A 21,721-nucleotide genomic window follows, 5' to 3' on the forward strand; every position below is an offset into this window, starting at 1 on the left:
CACTATTTTTCACGATGTGACCAGGAGGGGGGCATGGAAGAGAAAAAATCATACGGGGTGGTGATGCTGTTTGTCGGCGTGTTTGTCGTCTTCCTGGTCTGTGTCATGTCGTACAGCCTGTGGCGCGATAAGCAGATTAATGCGTTTATGACCACCAACCGGGCCTGGGGTATTCAGTGTGACCGGGTTTCTCAGGCCGCGTGGGTGGTTAAAGGAGGGGAGCGGGTGAACCTGGAAATGAATTCGCTTCCCCTGTACTGCAGCGGGTATCGCTTTGAAGCCCGCAATGACGCAGGAAAAACACGGCGTCTTCTTGATAAGTACAGCGTCTATCAGCATCTGTCACGCCAGCCGCGTTAATTCATAAAAGGGTATTTACCATGCGAACAATACATGCCGCCATGCTGGCGGGGTGCCTTTGCTGCACCCTGATGCCGGCTTACGCAAAAGACGCGGGCTGGCAGTGGTACAACGAGAAACTGAAGTCCCGGGAAGAAGAGCAACTGCCGGCACCAGCGGCCTCACCGCCGCAAATGGATATTCTGGAGAAACAGGCAGCTCTGCAACATGCAACGAAAAAAGCATTAGCGGAAGCCATCTTGTACCCCTCAGTGCCGGCTTTTGTGAAGTTCTTCCGTCTCCAGAACTACTGGACGCAGCAGGCTGGCCTGTTCTCGATGAGCGCAAAGAAAGCCATGCTGGAAAACCCGGAGCTCGATTACAACCTGCAGTACAGCCACTACAACGGCACTGTGAAAAACCAGCTGGCTGCCGACTATGCCGAACAGCGAAAGGCTATCGCCACTCTCGCACAGCACTACGGTGTGATGTTCTTCTACCGGGGGCGTGAGGCCATCGATGGACAGCTGGTCCAGGTGATTCAGAACTTTCGCGAGACTTACGGCCTGAGCGTGATACCGGTCTCTGTGGACGGCGTGGTGAATCCCCTGCTCCCTGACAGCCGGATGGACCAGGGCCAGTCACAGCAGCTCGGCGTGAAGTACTTCCCGGCGATGATGCTGGTCAACCCGAAAAGCGGGCAGGTGAAACCCCTCAGTTACGGCTTTATCAGTCAGGACGACCTGGCAAAACAGTTTCTCTATGTCTCCAGCGACTTTAAACCCAATTTTTAAGGAGAGTGTCATGCGAAAGATTCGTTTTCCCGATTTAGACATTACCGGGATGTGGGTGCTGGCCGTGGGCGTATTTTTCCATCTTATCGCCCGGCTGGTAAGGAAGCAGCCTGAGATGGCCATTCAGGCCGGAGAAATTCTGGGGTTAGGGATGGTTATTTTCGGCGGGTACAAAATTATCAACGCCCTGATTGCTGAGGCAGAAAAACAGGAGAAAGCCCGTGAAAAGCCATCTGAAGATAATTAGTACGGGCGCTCTGCTGCTGGCACTTTCTCCCGTGATTTACGCCGGTACACTCGATGAAGTGAAATCCCTCTGGGATCCGCAGGGCATAACTGGCGCCGCTCCGGCGGCATCCACTGGCGTACCTGCGTCTGAGAAGCCGGTCTCTCAGGTCCGCTTGTACCGGCTCAGCAACGGCAGACAGGTCAACCTCAGCGACTGGAAAGTGGTGTTGTTTATGCAGGGGCACTGCCCGTACTGCCACAAGTTTGACCCGGTCCTGAAGCAGTTATCAGGCCAGTATGGTTTCTCCGTGTTCTCTTACACCATTGACGGGCAGGGGGATGAAGCGTTTCCCGAAGCGCTGCCGGCACCGCCTGACGTGATGCAGACCTTTTTCCCGAATATCCCGGTGGCCACGCCGACCACGTTTCTGGTCAACGTGAACACCCTGGCGGCATACCCGATATTGCAGGGAGCCACGGATGCGCAGGGGTTTATGGCCAGAATGGATACCGTATTTCAGATGATGGGGGCGACAGGGAATGAGCAACATTAAAAGGGCCGCGCTGGCCGGAGGTTTTTTGCTGGGTATCTCTCTCCCGGCCGCCGCCGATGTGAACGGCGATATGAACAACTTTTTCAACAAGCTGGGGTTCGCGTCCAATACCAGCCAGCCTCAGGTCTGGCAGGGGCAGGCGGCGGGTTACGCCTCCGGTGGTTCGCTGTATGCCCGGACGCAGGTGAAAACGATCCAGCTGGTCAGCATGACCCTGCCGGATATTAATGCCGGTTGCGGCGGCATCGATGCATATCTGGGTTCGTTCTCTTTTATCAACAGCGAACAGCTGCAGCGCTTCGGCAAACAAATCATGTCCAACGCCGCGGGCTACTTCTTTGACCTGGCACTGCAGACCACTGTACCCGAAATCAAGACCGCAAAGGACTTCCTGCAGAAGATGGCCAGCGACATCAACAGCATGAACCTCAGCAGCTGCCAGGCCGCGCAGGGAATTGTCGGCGGGCTGTTTCCTCGAACCCAGGTCGCTCAGCAGAAGGTATGCCAGGATATCGCCGGCGAGAGCAATATCTTTTCGGACTGGGCCGCGTCCCGACAGGGCTGTTCGGTGGGCGGGCAGATGGACAAGGTGCAGGACAAAGCCAGCGACAAGGACAAGGAACGGGTCATGAAGAACATCAATGTCATGTGGAATGCCCTGTCCAAAAACCGCCTCTTCGACGATAACAAAGAGCTGAAAGAGTTTGTGATGACGCTGACCGGTACCCTGATTTTTGGCGAGAACAGTGAAATCACACCGCTGCCGGCACGGACCACGGATCAGGACCTGATTAAGGCGATGATGGAGGGAGGGACGGCTAAAATCTACCACTGCAATGATTCAGAAAAATGTCTCAAGGTGGTGGCCGATGCCAGCGTGACGATTTCAGACAAAAAGGCGCTGAAGAACCAGATCTCCGCTCTGCTGAGCAGTATCCAGAACAAAGCAGTAACGGATACCGCGCTGACAGAGCAGGAGAAAGGGTTTATCTCCAGCACCACCATCCCGGTCTTTAAATACCTGGTTGACCCGCAGATGCTCGGGGTCTCTAACTCGCTGCTGTACCAGCTGACGGACTATATCGGCTACGACATACTGCTGCAGTACATCCAGGAGCTGATCCAGCAGGCCCGTGCAATGGTCTCGACCGGTAACTACCCGCAGTCGACGATGGACATGATCCTCGAGAACCTGAACCAGGCGAGTGTGCAGATTGCCGCTTTTCAGTCCCGGATACAGGTGCAGCAGGACGCGCTGCTGGTCGTTGACCGGCAGATGAGCTACATGCGTCAGCAGGTATCCGCCCGCATGATGACCCGCTACCAGAACAACTATCACTTCGGAGGGAGCCTCTGATGCTGGAAATCTACACGATAGCCGGCGGCGACTGGTTTCGGGGCAACCTGAATGCCATTGCCGCTTTCATGAGTACCGGTACCTGGTCCTCCATTGAGAAAATGTGTATCGCCTTTTCCGTACTGATTGTCGCCAGCAGCTGGGTGAAAAAGCACAACGTCATGGATCTGGTCGGCTGGGTGTTTGCCCTGACGCTGGTCTCGATGCTGGTCGTCATTCGCAAACCGGTGCAGATTATCGACTACAGTAATGTCTCTCAGGTCTATCAGGTCGACAATGTCCCGATAGGCCTGGCGATTCCTGCCTCACTGACAACACGCGTCGGGAATGCGCTGGTACAGAGCTATGAGATGATTTTCTCCCTGCCCGACAGCGTGACGTACAGCAAGACAGGGATGCTGTTTGGCAGTAATTTAATCGCTAAAAGCACCGACTTTTTATCGCAGAACCCGGAGATCACCACGTTGTTCTCTGACTATGTGCAGAACTGCGTCATGGGCGATATTTTTCTCAACCATAAGTATTCCTTTGAGGAGCTGATGGAATCTGCTGACCCGTACTCGCTGATATTTTCTCAGCCGAGTCCACTTCGTCAGGTTCCTAATAACAGCTATAAGTTTCTGGAGAAAGACTATATTGGCACCACGTTTATCAGCTGTCAGGTGGCGGCAACGGAGCTGAAGCAACGGCTGGCTCTGGATACCCAGACGGGCGGGAAAACCTGGAACTACTATGTGCGCCAGCTCTTTGGCGGCAAACCCAACCCGGACCTGCTGTTCAGCCAGATGATCGGTGACAGCTATAACTTCTTCTACAGCTCGGGGCAGAGCGCGGGACAGATAATCCGCCAGAATGTCACCATGAATGCACTGCGCAGCGGTATTCAGAGCTACGCGGCCCGCAGTGGTGATACGGCCAGCCTGGTGAACATCGCCAACACCTCTTCGCTGGAGAAACAACGCCTGGCACAGGCGACAATGGGCCACCAGGCATTACGCTCCCTGCCGTTGATGCAGACGGTGGTGATGGGGATCATGATTGGCCTGTTTCCGATCATGGTGATGGCCGCCATGTTCAACATGATGACAATGCAGGTCATCAAGGGTTACTTTTATGCGCTGATGTGGCTGCAGTCCTGGCCTCTGCTGTACGCCATTCTGAACAGCGCGATGGCGTATTATGCGAAGCAAAATGGAGTACCGGTGGTCCTGTCTGAACTCTCTCAGGTTCAGCTCAAGAACTCCGATATTGCGACAACTGCGGGCTACATCTCGATGATGATCCCCCCCTTAACCTGGGCCATGATTAAAAGTATGGGGGCAGGGTTTTCCAGCGCGTACAGTCATTTTGCCTCGTCGGGCCTCAGCTCGACGTCGCAGGCCTCTTCCAGCGTCGTGGACGGGAATTACTCGTTTTCGAATATGCAAACGGACAATGTCAGCGGAAACAGCTGGAACACCAACAGTTCAACGGCATTTGGACAGATGTCCCGGCAACTGGGGAACGGAGGCATGGGTACACAGACCCGGGATGGTTCGATGGTCTGGGACAGCAGCGGTGCGATGTCAAAACTGCCGGTGGATATTAATGTTGGCCGTCAGATAGCCAGTGCACAGCAGCAGATGGCACGTGAATCTGACGTCCAGGCAGAGAGCTCTCTGCAGGGCTATAACAGCAGCGTGACCAGTGCCTGGAACAGCCTGAAGCAATTTGGCACAAATATGGGGACCAGCGCGTCAACCACCACGGGGGCAGATAATACCGAGTCGTCGCAGGATTCAATGGCGAAAAGCAAAATGTGGAACGCGGTTGTTTCAAATGCAAAAGCCAACAACATAAGTAACGAACAGTCGTTCCAGAACTTGATGGATGAATCGACAAGGGGCTCAATCACGGGTGAAGCTTACGGTGGGGTGAAATGGAGCTCGGGAGATCAGCTTGCCGGTAAACTGGGTAAATTGGCTACAGGAGCCAGTATCGATGGAGGTCTGAAAGTTGCAGCAAGTGGTACTGCGGGCACGGGTTCAACTGATACTGTAGGGCAATCCGGCCGCCACTCAGTAGATACCAGACATGATACCAGTAGCCAGGCGGCGAAAGATTTTAAAGAGGGGGCTGACTACATCACCAGCCATAAAACCAGTACATCAGGTAACACGACAGATAATAATGCAAGCTCCCGCGTGGACCAGTTCTCTGCGTCACTTTCCAGTGCGAAAAACAGCTACGACCAATATACAAACAGCCGTACTCGCAGCCATGAATTTAGCGAAATGGCTTCTCGAACAGAGAGTATGAGCGGCCAGATGAGTGAGAATCTGACGCAGCAGTTTGCAAACTTTGTCCAACAACGGTCTCCACAGAATGCAGAAGCTATCCTGACAAATACCAGTTCGCCGGAAGTGGCAGCACAACGAGAATCGCTGGCCCGTGAATTTGTTAAGGCACAGGTAGAGCCTAAGGTTGATGGCGCCTATCAGGATGCGAGAGGCACAATCGGTCAGGGAATGCCTACTGTGTCAGGAGGTGGAGGGGCTGGTACCGTAGAAGCCGATTATAACCAGCACAGTGGCAGTATTGATGGAATGACGCATAATGCTGGAATCAAGGGTAATGTGGGTCAGACAGTGGGATCGATGGTGTCTCAAAACAAACAGGCACACGAGGAAAGCCGTCAGGGAATTCAGCAGCAGGGGGATGATGTGAAAACACAGCAGACCGGTCTGGAAAACCACCACAAAAAAGAAGGAAATAATTTTAGTGAGCAATATAATAAAGAGATAAGTTCTCAACGAGACACGTTGATAAGTGATACAACGGAAAAACTCAGGGAGAATGCCTTAAAGAGATCAAAAGATCTTGAAGATAAGCTCCCTTAGGATTTGGGGATAGAAGATGATAACTGAGAAAATTATTCAAAAAGAATTGGGCGTTTTAGTTAAAGTGCTAAGTTATAGTGGTTTGAAGTCGGTATCGTTTTGGAAAAGTGTATGGCCAGGGCTTATGCTTTGCAGTTGGTTTGTTTTTTGGCCGCTAATGTTTTTTAGTGGTCGATTATATTCACCTTTTAATATTAGTGAGGAGCGACTCGGAGTCGTCGTGTCTATAGGAACTTCTTTTGTTTTAGGATTGTTATCTTTAATTTTTATTGGTAGCGCTCGTTCTTTATATTTGTCTGCTCCGTACAGCTTTAGAATTAACTCGAAAATGTATTTTTTTCTCTCCAAGAAAATAAAAAGATACGCTGCCGTGTTTTCTTTTTGGTATGCTGTGCTTGTTGTCTTTTGTGCTTTATTTAATCTAAGTACGATATGTTTTTTGTCTGCAATCATTGCTTCAGTGATTGGTTTCTCTGTGTACATGAATATAGATTTTAATCGATATAAAATAAATGAGTTGGCATATATTTTAACACCATGTAAACGTGTTGGCGAAAGTATAATATCAACCAGTAGTAGTTTTGATGGCATAAAAATAGATGAGCATAATCCAGCAACAGGTCTTCCAATGAATGGTGGTGTTGATGTTGCGGGGAATCCATATGGTTACAGTAGACATGAGTAAGCTTTGAGTTGTAGTTTAAGTAAATGTGGTTTACTCGGCTGCTTATAAATTAAGCTGTCATTTGTATTTGTATTTGTATTTGTATTTGTATTTGTGTTTTATGTGGGTGTTGCATTAATTGTCATTAGTTCACAGCACTCGCATGCTTATCCTAGATGTAAAATGAAAACTCTCAGGCCTATTAATTATGGTAGTTTATTAATAGGCTAAGAGTTTCTTTGGGTTATTATTGATTGTTCAAACCGTAATAAATTTATACCTTTCCCTTAAAATTCCTTTATAGTGAATGCGCATTCCGAAGAAATAAGAGAATGTGTATTCACTTATATTGATTATGTCTCAAGGATTCAGGATGAAACTAAATAAAATCATGGCTGTAATGGTCATCAGTTCAGCACTGGTGCTTTCCGGTTGTAGCGCAATGGGTACAGCAATTAAAAAGCGTAATCTGGATGTAAAAACACAGATGAGCGAAACAATCTGGCTGGAGCCGTCAAATAATAAGACCGTTTATCTGCAAATCAAAAATACCTCTGATAAAGATATGAGCGGGCTCCAGTCGAAAATCACCAGTACCGTCACAGCAAAAGGCTACCAGGTCGTCACTAATCCCGATACCGCGGGTTACTGGATTCAGGCAAATGTCCTGAAGGCCGATAAAATGGACCTGCGTGAAACCCAGGGCTGGCTAAGCCGGGGTTATGAAGGTGCGGCAACAGCGGCTGCGCTGGGTGCAGGGATCACCGCCTATAATTCCAGTTCAGCCGGCGCGACCCTCGGTGTCGGTCTGGCAGCTGGACTGGTAGGCATGGCGGCTGATGCGATGGTGGAAGACGTGAACTACACGATGATCACCGATGTTCAGATCTCCGAACGGGCCAAAACCCAGGTACAGACGGATAATGTCGCGGTATTACGCCAGGGTACCTCCGGTGCGAAAGTGCAAACCAGCACCGAAACCGGTAATCAGCATAAATACCAGACGCGCGTTGTCTCCAGTGCGAACAAAGTTAATCTCAAGTTCCCGGAAGCACAGCCTGTTCTGGAAGACCAGCTGGCTAAATCTATCGCGAATATTCTGTAAGTTTGCCACCTCACGGCCCGGGTATACCGGGCCAGACTGACATCGCCTCCCTGGCCTGTCAGGTTAATTCGACATTTAATCAGCTTATTCCTCCTCAGAACGGTGAGCAGTTGCACAATTTATTTGTGCATCTGTGAGGCGTTGCCGCCATCGGCGGAGTTATTTCATCTTTTTTAATTTAGAGGTTATATATGGCAACATCTGAATCTGCCAGATCTGTTGATACGCATGAATTGATGCCGAGTGATTTTTATCCGCACCCCTCAGAGGGTGGCGCTTATTCCTCATCGCAACAGAGTGTCCCGACTTTCGTTGATGACTATGTTGTGTATTTCGGCGGTGCATTTGTTATTGTGTTCTTTGTTTTGATAATATTATTCTTGTCCCGAAAAAATACTTCTTTACACACGAAAAGTAAGCGTGATGCTTTGCCTGTCAATCCCGATAAAAAGCCTGAAGGATGGAGCCAGCCAGAATATTTCCAGCTCTCCTTATGTGTGGAAGGGCCGGCAGACGCTGATGATTCCGTCTTTTCTTCTCTCGCCTCTCGTGTTGTCCGCGAAGCTGAAAATCTGTATATCCCCGGCGTCAATCGCCGCGACAGCTCTGACGGTGAGTTTGCCTGGTCTGTGCAGACTAAATTTCCTTCTGACAAGCTGTGCGGCTCCTGGCTTTCTCCGGGGACAGGCTGGTTTGAACGTCCGGATATCATTGAACGTCCCGTGAAATGGCTCTGCGTCTGCCTGCAATATACGGCTGAAACATCGCCATCCGCACTCCATTCCCTTGTTGATGAGGCCGGACGGCAGGTAGCGAAATCGTACCTCAAAGGCGGACATTGTCACGGCTCTGAGGGCTATACCTTCTGCATACGTAGCTTCTGAATGATTGCAGCGGATGAGGACCCGCAACAATGCTGTGATGACATTTTCTGTAGTGATGTATTTCCTTTGATTCATCTGTTCCCCCCCGGCTGTATTAATTTAATGACGGATTATTGCCATGAGTTTTAATGCCAAAGATATGACGCAAGGCGGTCAGATTGCCAATATGCGCTTTCGCATGTTTGGCCAGATTGCCAATATTATATTCTATGTGCTTTTTATTATTTTCTGGGTGTTGTGCGGGTTGATACTGATGTACCGGCTCAGCTGGCAAACTTTCGTTAACGGCTGCGTCTACTGGTGGTGTACGACACTGGCGCCCATGCGCGATATTATTCGCTCCCAGCCGGTCTATACGATTAACTATTATGGGAAATCGCTGGAATATAATTCGGAGCAAATCCTTGCCGATAAATATACCATCTGGTGCGGTGAGCAGCTCTGGACCAGCTTCGTTTTTGCCGCCATAGTGTCGTTGACCGTCTGTATTGTGACGTTCTTTGTCGCCAGTTGGGTGCTGGGGCGCCAGGGGAAACAGCAAAGCGAAGATGAGAATACCGGGGGCCGCCAGCTATCCGATAAACCAAAAGAAGTGGCCCGCCAGATGAAACGCGATGGGGTGGCCTCCGATATTAAAATTGGCGATCTGCCTATTCTTAAACACTCTGAAATCCAGAACTTCTGTCTTCACGGTACGGTTGGCTCAGGTAAATCCGAAGTCATCCGCCGGCTGCTGAATTACGTGCGTGCACGCGGTGATATGGCCATTATTTACGACCGCTCCTGTGAGTTCGTCAAAAGCTATTACGACCCGTCACTGGATAAAATCCTTAACCCACTGGATTCCCGCTGTGCAGCCTGGGATATATGGCGCGAATGCCTGACACTACCGGATTTTGATAACGTCTCTAATACGCTGATTCCGATGGGCACTAAAGAGGACCCGTTCTGGCAGGGCTCCGGCCGCACCATATTTTCCGAAGGTGCGTACCTGATGCGCGAGGATAAAGACCGTAGCTACGAAAAGCTGGTTGATACCATGCTGTCCATCAAAATCGACAAGCTGCGCGCGTACCTGAAAAACACGCCGGCCGCCAACCTGGTTGAGGAGAAAATTGAGAAAACGGCCATCTCCATTCGTGCCGTACTGACCAACTACGTTAAAGCCATTCGCTATCTGCAGGGGATCGAGAAAAACGGTGAGCCGTTCACTATCCGCGACTGGATGCGGGGCGTACGTGAGGACCAGCCCAACGGCTGGTTGTTTATCTCCTCCAACGCTGACACGCATGCGTCACTGAAGCCGGTTATCTCGATGTGGTTGTCTATCGCCATCCGCGGCCTGCTGGGGATGGGTGAGAACCGTAACCGGCGCGTGTGGATTTTTGCGGATGAGCTCCCCACGTTGCACAAGCTGCCGGACCTGGTCGAGATCCTGCCGGAAGCGCGTAAGTTCGGCGGCTGTTATGTGTTTGGTATCCAGTCTTATGCCCAGCTGGAAGATATTTACGGCGTGAAGCCCGCGGCGACGCTGTTCGACGTGATGAACACCCGTGCCTTTTTCCGCTCCCCGAGTAAAGAGATTGCTGAGTTTGCCGCCGGCGAAATCGGTGAGAAAGAAATCCTCAAGGCCAGCGAGCAGTACTCTTACGGTGCAGACCCGGTGCGTGACGGCGTGTCGACCGGCAAGGAAAAAGAGCGGGAAACGCTGGTCAGTTACTCCGACATCCAGACGCTGCCTGACCTGTCCTGCTATGTCACCTTGCCGGGCCCGTATCCGGCGGTGAAGCTGGCTCTGAAATACAAATCCCGGCCGAAAATTGCCGAGGGATTTATTCTCCGTAACCTCGATACGCGGACGGACGCCAGACTGGATACCCTGCTGGAAGCCCGCGAAGCGGAAAGCAGTCATGCCCGGACGCTGTTTACGCCAGATGCACCGGCGCCTGAGCTGGCGGAGAAAGACGAAAAAGTCGGGAATCCGCCTGAGCAGAGTCAGCCTGCGGAAAGCAGCGGAACGCCTGCGACGGTAAAAGTACCGTCAACGGCGAAAACGCCGGAAGCCGATGAATCCGGTCAATCACCTGAAGTTTCTAATCCTGCTGCACTGCTCACGAAAGTGGTGACTGTTCCGTTAACCCGCCCCAGGCCTGCTGCAGCGACGGGCACGGCTGCAGTGGCATCCGCTACCGATGTTCGTGCTACACCTGCAGGAGGGACAGAGCAGGCGCTCGAGACGCAGCCTGCAGAGCAGGGACAGGACATGCTGCCTCCTGGTGTGAACGAATACGGCGAAATCGATGATATGCACGCCTGGGACGAGTGGCAGTCGGGAGAGCAGACACAGCGTGACATGCAGCGACGTGAAGAGGTCAATATCAATCACAGCCACCGCCGCGATGAGCAGGATGATATCGAGATTGGAGGGAACTTCTGATGCTGAGTTTCAGCCAGGTTAAATCGGCGGGCAGTGCCGGTAACTACTACACAGAGAAAGACAATTACTACGTCATCGGCAGCATGGAGGAGCGCTGGCAGGGAAAAGGCGCGGAAGCTCTGGGGCTGGAGGGGAAGGTAGATAAGCAGGTCTTTACAGAGCTGCTGCAGGGAAAACTCCCTGACGGCAGCGACCTGACCCGGATGCAGGATGGCGTCAATAAGCACCGACCCGGTTACGACCTGACGTTCTCGGCACCGAAGAGTGTATCGATGCTGGCCATGCTGGGTGGAGATAAGCGTCTTATCGACGCCCATAACCGGGCAGTCACCGTGGCACTGAATCAGGTTGAATCCCTGGCATCAACACGGGTACAGAAAGACGGCGTGTCGGAAACAGTCCTGACCAACAATCTGATTATCGCCCGGTTTAACCACGATACGTCGCGCGCGCAGGAGCCACAGATACACACGCACAGCGTGGTTATCAATGCGACGCAGAACGGAGATAAATGGCAGACGCTGGGCAGCGATACCGTCGGTAAAACCGGGTTTTCCGAAAACATACTGGCCAACCGCATCGCTTTCGGAAAGATATACCAGAGCACTCTCCGGGCCGATGTTGAGTCGATGGGTTACAAGACAGTGGATGCGGGTAAGCATGGCATGTGGGAGATGGAGGGCGTGCCGGTTGAGTCTTTTTCCACGCGCAGTCAGGAGCTCAGGGAGGCAGCCGGACCTGATGCCTCCCTGAAGTCCCGGGATGTGGCCGCGCTCGATACCCGCAAGTCGAAGGAAGCTATCGACCCGGCAGAGAAGATGGTGGAGTGGATGAACACGCTGAAGGAGACCGGGTTCGACATCCGGGGCTATCGTGAAGCCGCCGATACTCGGGCAAAGGAACTGGCCAGCGCGCCTGCTGCGCCGGTGAAAACGGACGTCCCCGATATCAGCGATGTGGTGACGAAGGCGATTGCCGGTCTCAGCGACCGCAAGGTGCAGTTCACGTATGCCGACCTGCTGGCCCGCACGGTCAGCCAGCTGGAAGCCAAACCCGGTGTGTTCGAGCAGGCGAGGACCGGTATCGATGCGGCGATCGAACGCGAGCAGTTGATCCCGCTCGACCGCGAGAAAGGCCTCTTTACCTCAAACATCCATGTCCTGGACGAATTATCCGTTAAAGCGCTGAGCCAGGAGATCCAGCGCCAGAATCATGTTTCCGTTACGCCAGATACCGCTGTTGTGCGCCAGTCACCGTTCAGCGATGCCGTCAGTGTGCTGGCCCAGGACCGGCCAACAATGGGGATTGTCTCCGGCCAGGGCGGCGCGGCTGGCCAGCGTGAGCGGGTGGCTGAGTTAACCCTGATGGCCCGGGAGCAAGGGCGAGATGTGCACATCATTGCGGCTGACAACCGATCGCGGGAGTTTCTGTCTGCGGATGCGCGGCTGGCAGGGGAAACGGTGACCGGGAAATCTGCCCTGCAGGACGGAACCGCCTTCATCCCGGGCGGGACACTTATCGTTGACCAGGCGGAGAAGATGAGCCTGAAGGAAACGTTGTCCATGCTGGATGGCGCCATGCGTCATAACGTTCAGGTCCTGCTCTCCGACAGTGGGAAGCGCAGCGGTACCGGCAGCGCGCTGACAGTACTGAAAGAGAGCGGGGTAAATACTTATCGCTGGCAGGGCGGAAAGCAGGCGACTGCGGACATCATCAGTGAGCCGGAAAAGGGCGCGCGTTACAGCCGCCTGGCGCAGGAGTTTGCCGCCAGCGTACGCGAAGGGCAGGAAAGCGTGGCGCAAATCAGCGGGAGCCGTGAACAGGGCATACTGAACGGGCTCATCCGGGAAACGCTCAAAAGTGAGGGCGTACTGGGTGAGAAGGATATGACGGTCACCGCGCTGACGCCGGTCTGGCTGGACAGCAAAAGTCGCGGTGTCCGGGACTACTACCGGGAAGGGATGGTGATGGAGCGCTGGGACCCGGAAACCCGACAGCATGACCGCTTTGTGATCGATCGGGTGACCGCCAGCAGCAATATGCTGACCCTCAGGGACAAAGAGGGGGAACGTCTGGACATGAAGGTTTCTGCCGTCGACAGCCAGTGGACGTTATTCCGGGCCGACAAACTGACGGTGGCTGAAGGTGAACGTCTGGCCGTGCTGGGGAAGATACCCGACACGCGCCTGAAAGGCGGCGAGAGCGTCACGGTGCTGAAGGCGGAGGAAGGGCAGCTGACGGTGCAGCGTCCCGGACAGAAAACCACCCAGTCGCTTTCTGTAGGCAGCAGCCCGTTCGACGGTATCAAGGTCGGGCACGGATGGGTGGAAAGTCCTGGCCGCTCGGTCAGCGAAACGGCGACGGTCTTTGCCTCGGTGACGCAACGTGAGCTGGATAACGCCACGCTGAACCAGCTGGCGCAGAGCGGGAGCCACATCCGGCTGTACTCGGCGCAGGGTACTGCCCGCACGACAGAGAAGCTGGCCCGGCATACCGCCTTCAGTGTGGTGTCTGAGCAGCTGAAGGCCCGTTCAGGCGAGACAGACCTGGATGCAGCCATCGCATCACAGAAAGCCGGGCTGCACACCCCCGCAGAGCAGGTCATTCACCTTTCCATTCCTTTACTGGAAAGTGAGGAGCTGACCTTCACGCGCCCGCAACTGTTGGCCACCGCGCTGGAAACCGGCGGAGGTAAGGTTCCGATGACGGAGATAGACGCGACCATTCAGTCGCAGATTCAGGCCGGCAGTCTGCTGAATGTGCCGGTGGCCCCAGGCCACGGCAATGACCTGCTGATTTCCCGCCAGACCTGGGATGCCGAGAAAAGCATTCTGACAAAGGTGCTGGAAGGAAAAGAGGCCGTTGCACCCCTGATGGACAATGTACCGGGAAGCCTGATGACGGACCTGACGTCAGGGCAGCGTGCTTCCACCCGGATGATACTGGAGACCACGGACCGGTTCACGGTGGTTCAGGGCTATGCCGGGGTGGGGAAAACCACCCAGTTCCGGGCCGTGACGGGGGCCATCAGTCTGCTGCCGGAAGCGACCCGGCCTCGGGTCATCGGTCTCGGTCCGACACACCGTGCGGTCGGGGAAATGCAGAGCGCCGGCGTGGATGCGCAGACTACCGCCTCGTTCCTGCATGACACGCAGCTCCTGCAGCGTAATGGCCAGACACCGGATTTCAGCAACACGTTGTTCCTGCTCGACGAGAGCTCAATGGTGGGGCTGGCCGATACCGCGAAGGCGCTCTCCCTGATTGCGGCCGGGGGAGGACGGGCGGTGCTCAGCGGCGATACCGACCAGCTGCAGTCCATTGCACCGGGCCAGCCGTTCCGGCTGATGCAGCAGCGCAGCGCCGCCGACGTCGCCATTATGAAAGAGATTGTGCGCCAGGTACCTGAGTTGCGACCGGCGGTCTACAGCCTGATTGACCGGGACGTGAACCGCGCGCTGGCGACGATTGAGCAGGTTACACCGGAACAGGTGCCGCGAAAAGACGGGGCCTGGGTGCCCGAAAACTCCGTGGTGGAATTCACCCCCGCACAGGAGGAGGCGATACAGAAAGCGCTGAACAAGGGTGAAAGTGTGCCGGCAGGTCAGCCCACCACGCTGTATGAGGCACTGGTGAAGGACTATGCCGACCGTACCCCGGAGGCGCAGTCACAGACGCTGATTATCACCCATCTGAATGATGACCGGCGGGTGCTGAACAGTCTGATTCATGACGCGAGGCGGGACAATGGTGAAGTGGGCAGAGAGGAAGTCACTCTGCCGGTACTGGTGACGAGCAACATCCGTGACGGAGAGCTGCGCAGACTGTCGACCTGGACGGCTCATAAGGGAGCCGTTGCCCTGGTCGATAATGTCTACCACCGTATCGGGAGCGTGGATAAGGAGAACCAGCTTATCACGCTGATGGATGGTGAAGGGAAAGAACGGCTTATTTCACCCCGGGAGGCGTTGGCTGAAGGTGTCACGCTCTACCGTGAGCAAGAGATTACAGTGTCTCAGGGGGACAAAATGCGCTTCAGCAAGAGTGACACGGAACGCGGCTATGTGGCCAACAGTGTGTGGGAGGTGAAATCCGTTTCAGGTGACAGTGTCACGCTGTCTGACGGCAAAAGCACCCGCACGCTGAACCCGAAGGCTGATCAAGCGCAGCAACATATCGACCTTGCCTACGCCATCACCGCGCATGGTGCGCAGGGGGCCAGTGAACCGTTTGCCATCGCACTGGAGGGCGTGGCCGGTGGCCGGGAACGGATGGCCAGCTTTGAATCCGCCTATGTCGGGTTATCACGTATGAAACAACATGTCCAGGTGTATACCGACAACCGTGAGGGCTGGATAAAGGCCATAAATAATTCACCAGAGAAAGCGACAGCCCACGATATTCTGGAGCCGCGTAACGACCGGGCCGTGAAAACGGCCGGCCAGCTGTTCAGCCGGGCACGAGCGCTGGATGAGGCGGCTGCAGGCCGGGCCGCCCTGCAGCAGTCCGGTCTGGCGCGCGGGCAGTCCCCGGGAAAATTCATTTCACCGGGCAAAAAGTACCCGCAGCCGCACGTGGCGCTGCCGGCGTTCGACAAAAACGGGAAAGACGCCGGCATCTGGCTCAGCCCGCTGACGGATAACGACGGACGTCTGCAGGTGATCGGCGGTGAGGGGCGCATCATGGGCAATGAAGATGCCCGCTTTGTGGCGCTGCAGAACAGTCGCAACGGCGAAAGTCTGCTGGCCGGGAATATGGGCGAAGGCGTCAGGATCGCACGCGATAACCCCGACAGCGGGGTGGTGGTCCGGCTTGCCGGAGATGACCGCCCCTGGAACCCGGAGGCCATCACCGGCGGTCGCATCTGGGCTGATCCCCTGCCGAATCCTCCGATCAATGATACCGGTACTGACATCCCGCTCCCGCCAGAGGTTCTGGCACAGCGGGCCGCAGAAGAGGCACAGCGCCGGGAGATGGAAAGACAGACGGAGCAGGCGACCCGGGAAGTGTCCGGAGAGGAGAAGAAAGCGGGCGAGCCGGGCGAGCGGATAAAAGAGGTTATCGGGGACGTCATTCGGGGTCTCGAACGTGACCGGCCAGGAGAGGAGAAAACGGTGCTGCCGGACGATCCGCAGACCCGGCGTCAGGAAGCGGCCGTTCAGCAGGTGGTATCAGAGAGCCTGCAGCGGGACCGTCTGCAGCAGATGGAGCGGGATATGGTTCGTGATCTCAATCGTGAGAAAACGCTTGGGGGCGACTGACGCGCCGGCGGCTTGTCTGCCCCGGCATTCTCCCCGATTAAAATCGGGTACCCTGCCGGGGCGCTGATAAAAGGAAAGGAATATGACAATGTACGAAACCCGCCTCAATGCCGTCGATCGCTGGCTGCAGGGGCTGCTGACCTGGACGCCTGGACAGACGGATATCATCAAAACGGTGGCGCTGGTGCTGATGATTGTCGATCACACCGGTTTGCTGCTGGCCGGGAATAATGAACTCATGCGTCTTCTGGGGAGAGGCTGCTTTCCCCTGTTTGGTCTGGTCTGGGGAATGAACCTGGCGCGCCACGGGGCCATCCGCCAGACACAGCTGAACAGCCTGTGGTGCTGGGCGCTGATCGCCCAGGGCTCCTTTATTCTCATCGGGTACCCGTGGTACATGGGGAATATCCTGTTTAGCTTTGCGGTCACCGGCCAGGCGCTGCGCTGGTTCAGTCTGCAGACCCGCAATGATATTCTGCTGGCGATCGCCATTGTAGTGGCCTGGCTCCCCTTATCTGCCGACAGCTACGGTCTGGCCGGGGTCTTCATGCTGATCAACAGCTGGCGGCTTTGTCGGGCGAAAGAGCCTGTAGAACGGATCGGGTATGCCGTGCTGTGGGCTGTCATGGTACTACTGATGAATGCCCATGATATTACCCAGGCCATTGCCAGCCTGATGGTCGCTTTGCTGGCCCTGGCGGTCTGTTCTGACCTCGGTCGTTCTGTTCCGCGCTTCTGGCCGCGGCACTTTTTTGTGATGTTTTATGCCGTGCATCTGGCGGTGCTGGGGATAGTGGCGACGATGTAAAAAAAAACCGGACAGAGGTCCGGGGAGCGGGAACAGTATCCGTAAGTGTGACAAAGGGAACATCATCGCTGTGACCAGTGCAGCCTGAGATGAAACGATGATGCCGTTAGCGTATCGTATACCCCAGACCTGAAGCTTTAATTGATATGGCCCCTTATGAGTGAAGAAAAACGTCCGGTACTGAGCCTGAAACGCAAACCAGCCACAGATAATGCAGGAGCGAACAACAACACGGGCACCCCTGATGTTGTGGTGCGCCGCAAAAAAGTGGTGGTGGTGTCGACCCCGCCCGCCTGGAAGGTCAAAAAAGAGAAGCTTGAGAAAAAGGCCGCTGAAGCCGCAGCGCGAAAAACTGTGCCGGTCATGGCCAAAGCCTTAAAGGTACCGCCTCCGGTCCGGTATCTCCGCTTACTGCCTCCGGAACAGGCCATCATGACTCTGAAGGCATTCTGGCCACAGTTGTTCGACGGTGACTCACCCCGTCTGCTGGCGACGGGGATGCGTGAACAGCTGTTTGCCGATATCGCGGGGCGCGACCTGCCGCTGTCGCATAAACAGGTGATTAAGTGCCTGAAAAGCCTGACCCGGTCGGCAGGTTATCTGTCCCGGATGCGGGAAGGTGCCTCCCGCTATGACCTGCAGGGGAATGTGGTGGCTACGGTCACTGCTGATGAAGCGCACTACGCCAGTGAGCGCATGATGAAAGAGCTGTTACGCGCTGAACGAAAGATGAGTCAGACCGTTTAATTCTTTTCAGTTCGCTCAGATTAAATATCAGTACGTCCACAGCTAATGGGTATCACATCCATTAGCTGAATGGTATTCGTCACAAATAAGAGAGTCAATAATATGAAAACCCTTATTATATCCATGCTTAACCTGTTAAAGGAATAAAAATGAAATTCAAATTCGGATTGTATTTTCTGCTCCCGTTTATTTCGGCTGTCGCTTTTAATACCAGTTTTGCTCAGAATAATGAACCAGATAAAACGTTTTCCGCCGCCCAGGAAAAAAGAATCGGGGAAATCGCAGCGGATTATCTGCGTGCTCATCCTGAAATACTGATTCAGATGAGTGAGAAACTTCAGCAGGAGCAGGAGGCGAAACAGACCCGCGGTCTTAAATCCACTGCACTGGAACAGCAGGCTAACATTCTGGGTAATAAAAATATCCCCTCCTGGGGTCCCGGGGACGGAAAGGTGATGGTGGTTGAATTCTTTGACTACCAGTGCATCTGGTGCAGCCGGTTCGCACCCGAACTGGAGAAGGTCATCGGGAGCAACACGGACGTGCGTTACTTCTTTATGGAGTGGCCGGTGTTTGGTAGCCGGTGGCCTGCATCATTGCTGGCGGCGAAAACCGGCCTGCAGGTCTGGAAAGAAAAGGGCTCGGAGGCTTACAGGAGCTATCACAATGCGGTTTATGGTACAGGACTGAATGAAGGGAAACTGACGCAGGAGATTATCGAAAAGGTTTCTGGTCATATTAAATTTAAGCAGAATACGATTGATGAGATAAATACCACACTGAAAAATATTAATGATATCGCCACGGCGACGGGATTAACCGGAACGCCAGGTATTATTGTGATGCCGGTGAAGGGCGCGACGGAAGAAAACGTCACGGTCTTTTCCGGAATGACTGAAGCACAGAATGTTCAGGCGGCTATAAATAAATCCCGACAATAACAAGTTACTGTTGTCTCTTCTGAATGGAAGAGGATGTCTCTTAAAACAAAAAGGCACACTGCTGTATGTTGTTCGTCGTACTAACGGACTGGTATTCTGGCAGTCGGTCCCGGTGGAGTCTGGAGAGTTATGTCTGAGAATATCATTGCGCTGGTTGATTATGAAAATATCGGAACGCTTGAAAATGTAATGTTGTCGCGTTATGAACGTCTTATTTTGTTTACCGGGTCTCAGCAGGAGTTTATTCGTTTTCCGTCCGTAACACATGCCGGTAATATATCGGTCAGTGTGTTTCAGGCGCCCTGCGTGTCGAAAAATAATGTCGATTTCCACCTGGTACTTGAGCTGGGACGACTCAGCGTCACCGCTCCGGAAGATACGATGTTTCATGTTATATCGAATGATAAAGGGTATGACAGCGTGATTGCATTGCTCTGCAGGACAGGGCGACGATGTTGTCGTATACCCTCACCACGTTCAGCAGAGAAGGCGAAAACGGTGTCTGCGCTCATCAGCAACGATGAGGTGCTACGCCTGACCGATAAAATACAGTCATTGAGTAAAAAGTCTGCGGTAAACCGACCTGTAAGCACCTCGTCACTGATGAATTATATTAAATGTCATTCCGGTAACATCAGAAATACAGCGATTTTAAATCAGGTCAGGGACGAATTAATCAGGCGAGGCGTGATTGCCGTTTATGAAAAAACGGTGGTCTGGCGCTAATGAAATAAATAAGCAGGTTGTGATTATCTTTCTTGTCTAAAAAGTATTCTTGTCTAAAAAGGAATGAGTATGTTCAGCTATTTCATGCTGCGCACTGAGCAGCAGTTATTTTGTTATTTATACGGGGGCGCGCTGGCACTGTCTCTGCAACTCTTATTTTCTCCCTCTTTTCCGGGAAATGGATTTATCCTGGTATCACTGCCCGTTGCACTATTCTGGGCCGGGCTGGCCCTGTATACGCGGCACATCGACCAGATGAGGAAGCCTGATGTCTCGCCGCTCGTCAGTATCCGTGACGGCATCCAGGTGGTGGCCATGCTTCCGCGGCATGAGAAAGCGCGGCTTGAATGGAAGATTCTGCAGGATGATGAGGTGTACCGCCGTCAGATGCACGCTCTTTTAAACCTGATGCAACGGGTTATCAGTCGGGGATTTCTGTATGCGCCGGCAGTGATACTGGCGGGCGCTGGCGTGCTTGTCTGGGGGGTTCCGCAGGCCGGTGTCCGGCTGGTGACCGCCCTTCGGAATATGTCCCCCGGAGAGCTTATGCATCAGACCGGCTTCATCATTCGCTATGTGCTGATGATTTCTGCCATATCGGTCCTGATAGCAGACATTGTGGCCGGTCAGGGTCTGCCAAATGCCTTCCGGCGCGCGTTGCTGGATCGGTTGCCGGCAGAGGCCTGGCGTATCCCCAGAGGGACAGAACGATGAGGAGACTGCGCAGTAAACACATCGGAAAAAATATGTCCACAAAGGAAGAAGCAACATGGCAAAGATATTAATGATGACAGGCAGTGCCGTTGTTGTGCTGAGTCTGCTGGGGTTCCTGGTGCTGTTTCTGAAGGAACGTGCAACAGGGAAGACATCCCCGGTCCTACAAGCGCTGAAAGCGGCGGGTATTCGTACCGGAGAGGCTGAACAGAGACTGTGTCGCCAGCGGGTCTGGATGGGTAATGACACGCTGATGACGCCCCGGGAACAACATTTTTTCCGGGCATTGCTGAAACATACCGACCGGAAACACTGGCTGCTGTGCCCGCAGGTGCGAGTGGCGGATATCGCCAGCCTGGCACCCCATATCAGGCCCCGCTCCCGGACCTGGTGGCAGCTGTTCCGGATGGTGTCACAGTGGCACTGCGATGTGGTGGTGGTGGATATCAGGACCTTTGCCATTGTGGCCGCCATCGAGCTGGATGATGCGTCGCATCTGAAAAAACACCGGGTTCGCCGGGATATCCTGCTGGAAGAAGTACTCAGGCAGGCGGGCATTCCGCTGCTGAGAGACCGGGATGCTGAAAAGCTGGTCAGACAGATCAGGGAATTTTTAATACGTCGGGAAACTGAAACTATCACCACACCATTGACGGTGGTCAGGGGAGAATACAAAGGATGAAAAGGAAAATAGCAGTAATAAACAGAACCCGTGTCCGCACAGGATTTGTGGCCGGAGTCCTCAGCCTGAGCCTGTTAGCGCTGGCGCCGGCAGTCGACGCCGCGACCATCGAGACAGGTTTTTCTCCGGAAGGCACAGCCCTGCAGTTGGTCCTGAAGACCCTCGATTCCGCGCAGCAGGAAATCCGGCTGATGGGGTATTCCTTCACCTCCCCGGAGGTGGTTCGCTCACTCATCGCGGCGAAACAACGTGGGGTGGATGTCCGCGTGGTGCTGGACCAGAAGGCGAATAGCGGAAAAGCCAGCGTAGCCGCCCTGAACCTGCTGGCCAGCGCGGGCATTCCGGTTCGTACGGTCAGCGCCTACAAGATTTTGCACGACAAAGTGATCGTCGCGGACAGGCGCAATACAGAGGCCGGCTCGTTCAATTTCAGCCGTGCCGCTGACCGTTCGAATTCAGAGAATGTGCTGGTTGTATGGGATGACTCGGCTGTTGCCCGGCGCTACCTGCAGCACTGGTCGTCTCGCTGGTCACAGGGAACGGACTGGAAACAGACATACTGACATCGCCATAAACGATCCCCGGACGTAAACCGTGCGCCAAC

The 21,721-nt window shown here is 54.0% G+C and carries 18 protein-coding genes; all 18 read left to right on the forward strand.

What is annotated here, in order from left to right; translation table 11 throughout:
- The first annotated feature begins 33 nt into the window (after positions 1 to 33).
- The 18 genes from FNY10_RS25725 (at position 34) to FNY10_RS25810 (ending at position 21,680) form a co-directional block, all read left to right on the forward strand.
- Complete coding sequence (locus FNY10_RS25725) at positions 34 to 360, forward strand: hypothetical protein (RefSeq protein ID WP_053390219.1); 327 nt, start codon at positions 34 to 36, stop codon at positions 358 to 360.
- Between the two features lie 20 nt (positions 361 to 380).
- Positions 381 to 1,133: a type-F conjugative transfer system pilin assembly protein TraF gene (traF, locus tag FNY10_RS25730; protein WP_053390220.1), complete on the forward strand. Its 753-nt coding sequence runs from the start codon at positions 381 to 383 to the stop codon at positions 1,131 to 1,133.
- 10 nt (positions 1,134 to 1,143) lie between these two features.
- Positions 1,144 to 1,380 (forward strand): type-F conjugative transfer system pilin chaperone TraQ, encoded by a 237-nt coding sequence (traQ, locus tag FNY10_RS25735; RefSeq protein ID WP_053390221.1) that lies wholly within the window; start codon positions 1,144 to 1,146, stop codon positions 1,378 to 1,380.
- Positions 1,355 to 1,915, forward strand: coding sequence for a type-F conjugative transfer system pilin assembly thiol-disulfide isomerase TrbB (gene trbB / locus FNY10_RS25740; RefSeq protein WP_039698500.1), 561 nt, complete (start codon positions 1,355 to 1,357; stop codon positions 1,913 to 1,915). Before traQ ends, trbB begins: the two co-directional genes overlap by 26 nt.
- Entirely contained in the window at positions 1,902 to 3,272 is a 1,371-nt protein-coding gene (gene traH, locus FNY10_RS25745) for a conjugal transfer pilus assembly protein TraH (RefSeq protein WP_075606918.1), read from the forward strand. Before trbB ends, traH begins: the two co-directional genes overlap by 14 nt.
- On the forward strand, positions 3,272 to 6,151 hold the full coding sequence (traG, locus tag FNY10_RS25750) for a conjugal transfer mating-pair stabilization protein TraG (RefSeq protein ID WP_064386194.1): 2,880 nt from the start codon (positions 3,272 to 3,274) through the stop codon (positions 6,149 to 6,151). The genes traH and traG overlap by 1 nt, the downstream gene beginning before the upstream one ends.
- A gap of 16 nt (positions 6,152 to 6,167) precedes the next feature.
- On the forward strand, positions 6,168 to 6,836 hold the full coding sequence (locus tag FNY10_RS25755) for a hypothetical protein (protein ID WP_128317877.1): 669 nt from the start codon (positions 6,168 to 6,170) through the stop codon (positions 6,834 to 6,836).
- 352 nt (positions 6,837 to 7,188) lie between these two features.
- The gene (gene traT, locus FNY10_RS25760) at positions 7,189 to 7,920 is read left to right on the forward strand and encodes a conjugal transfer complement resistance protein TraT (protein WP_064386198.1); all 732 of its coding nucleotides are present in this window, start codon (positions 7,189 to 7,191) and stop codon (positions 7,918 to 7,920) included.
- 191 nt (positions 7,921 to 8,111) lie between these two features.
- Entirely contained in the window at positions 8,112 to 8,804 is a 693-nt protein-coding gene (locus tag FNY10_RS26685; RefSeq protein WP_202395549.1) for a hypothetical protein, read from the forward strand.
- 118 nt (positions 8,805 to 8,922) lie between these two features.
- Positions 8,923 to 11,241: a type IV conjugative transfer system coupling protein TraD gene (gene traD / locus FNY10_RS25770; RefSeq protein WP_075606915.1), complete on the forward strand. Its 2,319-nt coding sequence runs from the start codon at positions 8,923 to 8,925 to the stop codon at positions 11,239 to 11,241.
- Positions 11,241 to 16,499 carry a conjugative transfer relaxase/helicase TraI gene (traI, locus tag FNY10_RS25775; RefSeq protein WP_075606914.1) on the forward strand — a complete coding sequence of 1,753 codons (5,259 nt, stop codon included), beginning with the start codon at positions 11,241 to 11,243 and terminating at the stop codon, positions 16,497 to 16,499. Before traD ends, traI begins: the two co-directional genes overlap by 1 nt.
- 82 nt (positions 16,500 to 16,581) lie before the next feature.
- A complete protein-coding gene (gene traX, locus FNY10_RS25780; RefSeq protein WP_064386205.1) occupies positions 16,582 to 17,307 on the forward strand; it encodes a type-F conjugative transfer system pilin acetylase TraX in 726 nt (241 codons plus the stop codon).
- Positions 17,308 to 17,463: 156 nt separating this feature from the next.
- A complete protein-coding gene (locus FNY10_RS25785) occupies positions 17,464 to 18,054 on the forward strand; it encodes a fertility inhibition protein FinO (RefSeq protein WP_009651737.1) in 591 nt (196 codons plus the stop codon).
- A 149-nt stretch (positions 18,055 to 18,203) separates the two neighbouring features.
- On the forward strand, positions 18,204 to 18,995 hold the full coding sequence (locus FNY10_RS25790; RefSeq protein WP_075606913.1) for a DsbA family protein: 792 nt from the start codon (positions 18,204 to 18,206) through the stop codon (positions 18,993 to 18,995).
- A gap of 129 nt (positions 18,996 to 19,124) precedes the next feature.
- A complete protein-coding gene (locus tag FNY10_RS25795) occupies positions 19,125 to 19,721 on the forward strand; it encodes a PIN domain-containing protein (protein WP_042927543.1) in 597 nt (198 codons plus the stop codon).
- 69 nt (positions 19,722 to 19,790) lie between these two features.
- Positions 19,791 to 20,435: a hypothetical protein gene (locus tag FNY10_RS25800; protein WP_042927545.1), complete on the forward strand. Its 645-nt coding sequence runs from the start codon at positions 19,791 to 19,793 to the stop codon at positions 20,433 to 20,435.
- A gap of 55 nt (positions 20,436 to 20,490) precedes the next feature.
- Entirely contained in the window at positions 20,491 to 21,117 is a 627-nt protein-coding gene (locus FNY10_RS25805; RefSeq protein WP_009652809.1) for a DUF2726 domain-containing protein, read from the forward strand.
- Positions 21,114 to 21,680: a phospholipase D family protein gene (locus FNY10_RS25810; protein WP_052544827.1), complete on the forward strand. Its 567-nt coding sequence runs from the start codon at positions 21,114 to 21,116 to the stop codon at positions 21,678 to 21,680. The genes FNY10_RS25805 and FNY10_RS25810 overlap by 4 nt, the downstream gene beginning before the upstream one ends.
- Positions 21,681 to 21,721: the final 41 nt, after the last annotated feature.

This window comes from Klebsiella sp. Lac1 (assembly GCF_009825425.1).
GTDB classification, from domain to species: Bacteria; Pseudomonadota; Gammaproteobacteria; order Enterobacterales; family Enterobacteriaceae; genus Klebsiella; species Klebsiella electrica.

Bases quoted from the DNA above. Each gene is read 5' to 3' on its own strand.
- FNY10_RS25725 (WP_053390219.1), top strand. From the start codon at position 34: ATGGAAGAGAAAAAATCATACGGGGTGGTGATGCTGTTTGTCGGCGTG.
- traF (WP_053390220.1), top strand. From the start codon at position 381: ATGCGAACAATACATGCCGCCATGCTGGCGGGGTGCCTTTGCTGCACC.
- traQ (WP_053390221.1), top strand. From the start codon at position 1,144: ATGCGAAAGATTCGTTTTCCCGATTTAGACATTACCGGGATGTGGGTG.
- traH (WP_075606918.1), top strand. From the start codon at position 1,902: ATGAGCAACATTAAAAGGGCCGCGCTGGCCGGAGGTTTTTTGCTGGGT.
- traG (WP_064386194.1), top strand. From the start codon at position 3,272: ATGCTGGAAATCTACACGATAGCCGGCGGCGACTGGTTTCGGGGCAAC.
- FNY10_RS25755 (WP_128317877.1), top strand. From the start codon at position 6,168: ATGATAACTGAGAAAATTATTCAAAAAGAATTGGGCGTTTTAGTTAAA.
- traT (WP_064386198.1), top strand. From the start codon at position 7,189: ATGAAACTAAATAAAATCATGGCTGTAATGGTCATCAGTTCAGCACTG.
- FNY10_RS26685 (WP_202395549.1), top strand. From the start codon at position 8,112: ATGGCAACATCTGAATCTGCCAGATCTGTTGATACGCATGAATTGATG.
- traD (WP_075606915.1), top strand. From the start codon at position 8,923: ATGAGTTTTAATGCCAAAGATATGACGCAAGGCGGTCAGATTGCCAAT.
- traI (WP_075606914.1), top strand. From the start codon at position 11,241: ATGCTGAGTTTCAGCCAGGTTAAATCGGCGGGCAGTGCCGGTAACTAC.
- traX (WP_064386205.1), top strand. From the start codon at position 16,582: ATGACAATGTACGAAACCCGCCTCAATGCCGTCGATCGCTGGCTGCAG.
- FNY10_RS25785 (WP_009651737.1), top strand. From the start codon at position 17,464: ATGAGTGAAGAAAAACGTCCGGTACTGAGCCTGAAACGCAAACCAGCC.
- FNY10_RS25790 (WP_075606913.1), top strand. From the start codon at position 18,204: ATGAAATTCAAATTCGGATTGTATTTTCTGCTCCCGTTTATTTCGGCT.
- FNY10_RS25795 (WP_042927543.1), top strand. From the start codon at position 19,125: ATGTCTGAGAATATCATTGCGCTGGTTGATTATGAAAATATCGGAACG.
- FNY10_RS25800 (WP_042927545.1), top strand. From the start codon at position 19,791: ATGTTCAGCTATTTCATGCTGCGCACTGAGCAGCAGTTATTTTGTTAT.
- FNY10_RS25805 (WP_009652809.1), top strand. From the start codon at position 20,491: ATGGCAAAGATATTAATGATGACAGGCAGTGCCGTTGTTGTGCTGAGT.
- FNY10_RS25810 (WP_052544827.1), top strand. From the start codon at position 21,114: ATGAAAAGGAAAATAGCAGTAATAAACAGAACCCGTGTCCGCACAGGA.